The 3175-nt window shown below is 30.8% G+C and carries 4 protein-coding genes; 3 read left to right on the plus strand and 1 reads right to left on the minus strand.

Going from position 1 to position 3175, the window contains the following annotated elements:
* The first annotated feature begins 1 nt into the window (after position 1).
* Both CWATDRAFT_RS30775 and CWATDRAFT_RS30780 read left to right on the plus strand, forming a co-directional pair.
* Positions 2-439 carry a Uma2 family endonuclease gene (locus CWATDRAFT_RS30775; protein ID WP_069202825.1) on the plus strand — a complete coding sequence of 146 codons (438 nt, stop codon included), beginning with the start codon at positions 2-4 and terminating at the stop codon, positions 437-439.
* A gap of 121 nt (positions 440-560) precedes the next feature.
* Positions 561-1136, plus strand: coding sequence for a Uma2 family endonuclease (locus tag CWATDRAFT_RS30780; protein WP_007310224.1), 576 nt, complete (start codon positions 561-563; stop codon positions 1134-1136).
* A 200-nt stretch (positions 1137-1336) separates the two neighbouring features.
* On the opposite strand, the gene CWATDRAFT_RS30785 is transcribed toward CWATDRAFT_RS30780, so the two are convergent.
* A complete protein-coding gene (locus CWATDRAFT_RS30785; protein WP_007308611.1) occupies positions 1337-2161 on the minus strand; it encodes a hypothetical protein in 825 nt (274 codons plus the stop codon).
* Between the two features lie 392 nt (positions 2162-2553).
* Here CWATDRAFT_RS30785 and CWATDRAFT_RS30790 point away from each other — a divergent pair, with 392 nt between their 5' ends.
* The gene (locus tag CWATDRAFT_RS30790) at positions 2554-2871 is read left to right on the plus strand and encodes a hypothetical protein (protein ID WP_007308610.1); all 318 of its coding nucleotides are present in this window, start codon (positions 2554-2556) and stop codon (positions 2869-2871) included.
* Positions 2872-3175 lie beyond the last annotated feature (304 nt).

Below are 3175 nucleotides of genomic sequence, written 5' to 3' on the forward strand. Positions count from 1 at the left end.
TATTGGAAATTTATTGGTTGCTTTGCATACTGCACTTCGTGATCAACTTTATGCTGTTTTTGTCACTGATCAGCGTTTGTGGATACCTGAACGTCGAATAGCCACTTATCCTGATATTATGATAATGCCTGAACCCCTTAGTTATCAAGAAGGACGTAAAGATACTTTAATTAACCCTATTTTGATTACCGAGGTTTTGTCTTCTTCTACTGCTAATTATGACAGGGAAGATAAATTTGCTGCTTATCGAACCATTGCAACTTTTCAGGAATATTTATTAATTTCTCAAGAAAGATGTTATATTGAGCAGTTTCAAAAAGAAGGCGATCGCTGGTTTTTCACTGCTTATGAAACTGAAGCTTTCATTCATTTAAAATCTTTGGGCATTGAGGTAGCGATTGCTGATATTTATAATAAGATAATTTTTGAAAATAGGTAGCAGATATTTATCTTTTTTAAACTATTTGTCAACATTTGTCAAGAGAAAATTAAGTAAGCTGCATGAGGCTAATAATTTTTGTTATGATGATAATTTAGTCAAAGAATACGGAGATGTCAGGATGAATGCTTATACTATCAATTTTGATGTCATTACCAAGATTAACGATGAACAATTTTTTCAACTTTGTCGTAATAATCCTGAGTTAAAGTTAGAACAAAATCAAAATGGAGAAATCATTATTATGTCACCCACAGGAGGAGAAACAGGTAACAAAAATGCTGAGTTAATTACTGATTTTTGTTTGTGGAATCGTCGTCAAAAATTCGGACAAATCTTTGATTCTTCTACCGGTTTTAAACTTCCGTTAGGGAGTAAGCGTTCACCTGATGTGGCTTATATTCAACAAGAAAGATGGGATAAATTAACACAAGAAGAAAAAGAAAAGTTTCCACCCATTGCACCAGATTTTGTCTTAGAATTAAAGTCTAAAACCGATTCTTTAAAGGAAGTTCAAAAGAAAATGCAAGAATATATGGATAATGGGGTAAAATTGGGCTGGTTAATTAATACTGAAAAAAAGCAAGTAGAAATCTATCGTCAAGGACAAGAAAAAGAGGTTTTAGATAATCCTCAAACCCTATCAGGAGATGATATTTTACCCGAATTTAGATTAGATTTAGCTCTAATTTTTTAAAGATTTATTGTCGTGGATTGTTGCCACAAAAATGTTGGGTACGATGGATTCTTATATTCCTGTGAACACCTAAATTATAGCTGTCTTACCCACCCTAACCTAAGCCCAATTAAATATTTTGTGGAGTAAATCATAAGATAATTGTAGGGTGTATTAGCAGAGCGTAATACACCCTAAAACCCTAATTATGAATAGATATCTTATTTCCTCTTAATTATAAATAGTCCTAAACCTAAAAATACAAATAAGGCTACAATATTAGAAGATTCAGGTATAGTTTGAGGTTCATTAGGGGTTAAATCTGAATTTACAGTAATACTATTGACATCATATCTTTCAGAAGTATTATTCCGAGTAATTAAAAGAGATAAAGGTTGAGTGCGATCAATATTATTAGTAGAAAAAGATAAACTTTCCCCGAAACCGGATAAAGTAACTTGTGTTGAAACAGTTCCTAAGTCAAAATCTACATTAAAATTAGCAGATTCACCAATAGCAGGAAAACTATTTCCTGCATTGAATAATGTTCCTTCAGTAATATTACTGTTAAAAGTTCCATTAGAAGTTCCTTGACTGCGACGAAGAGAACCTCCTATATTATCTCCAAAACTACCTCCAATAATATTGGTACCATCCCAAAGATAAATTGTTGGGTCCCAATCTTCAGGAAAACTTAAGGAATTAGACAATAATCTTGTTAAATTAGCAGTTATATTAATGCTGGTTGTTGGACTGGTAGAAGTTAGACTATTAGCTGGAAATAAGTACCATCTTAAGATAGTTTCAAATTCAATATTTCCTGTCCCAAACCTCAATGTATCATCAATTAAGCTGGGATTTATTGTCGGAAAAGAAACATTAGGATTATTTAAAAGTTCGCTACCATTTTGGGTAATTGTACCTGCTAATACTGTATTAGTACATAAAAGAGATACAGTTGACAAACCAGAAAGTAATGTTACATTTAAGCGAGATGAAGTAAATAATTGTTTCATTGTTATCAATAAACTTAATCTTGTATACATAAGTTAAACAATACACAAATCAAGTTACAAATTACAGGAAAATAAGGACTGATAAAGACGGGAATTTACTTTATTTCTTGACTTCTAAATAAAGAGATTTTCAGATATTTTTGAGCATAAAATTAGTAAACTGAGAATAAATCTTGATTTTATTTTGTTTTATATAATTTAACTGAGGGTTATTATATTTTTTGATAGTGTTTAAAATTTAGTCTGAAAAAAGACTGATTTTAGCTGATAATGGACTATGGAGATTCGGAGTACCTCGGAATGACAATTATTCATTGTTAAAGAGGTTCGGAGTTTTTCGGAATGACAATTATCCATTCTTAAAGAGGTTCGGAGTTTTTCGGAATGACAATTAAAAAAATAAAATAGGTTTACTAGCAACTATGGACACACAAAAAGTCATTGAATATTTAGATGAGTTAGTCTCTTCTCATACCAAAAAACATCTTAATGATGTACAAATTTCTATTCTAGAAGGGGTTTTAAACGGGCAAAAATATAATGATATTGGCAAAAATATTCATCGTAGTAAAGGCCATATTAAGGATGAAGGTTATAAACTTTGGCAACTTCTTTCAGAGGTTTTAGATGAAGACATAAATAAAAGTAATTTTCGCTCTATAGTTGACAGAATGACAGGAACAAATATTTCAATTATAAATTTTAGCTCAATGTATGCAAATTATAGTCCCAGAGTTTGAAGATATAAAAAAATTTATGGGGAGAGGCAGAAAAATCTGATTAAATCAGTTTAAAAATAAAACAAAATTTAGAAAACAATCCCCCCAGGTTATTAAAATTAGGAATTAACCTTATGAAACAAATTTTCCTCAATGCACTTTGAATTTACCCTTTTAAAAACCTATTTTTGTCCAACATTTTTGTCCAACCGAAAAAATTTAAACCCAGGCTGTGCATTTAAAACTTAATAAAATTTTTTGGTAAGGGGTTTAACTTAAGGTTTATAACAGGGGGTTTAAAACCCCCCTAACAAAGGAAGAAATA

The organism is Crocosphaera watsonii WH 8501 (assembly GCF_000167195.1).
GTDB classification, from domain to species: Bacteria; Cyanobacteriota; Cyanobacteriia; order Cyanobacteriales; family Microcystaceae; genus Crocosphaera; species Crocosphaera watsonii.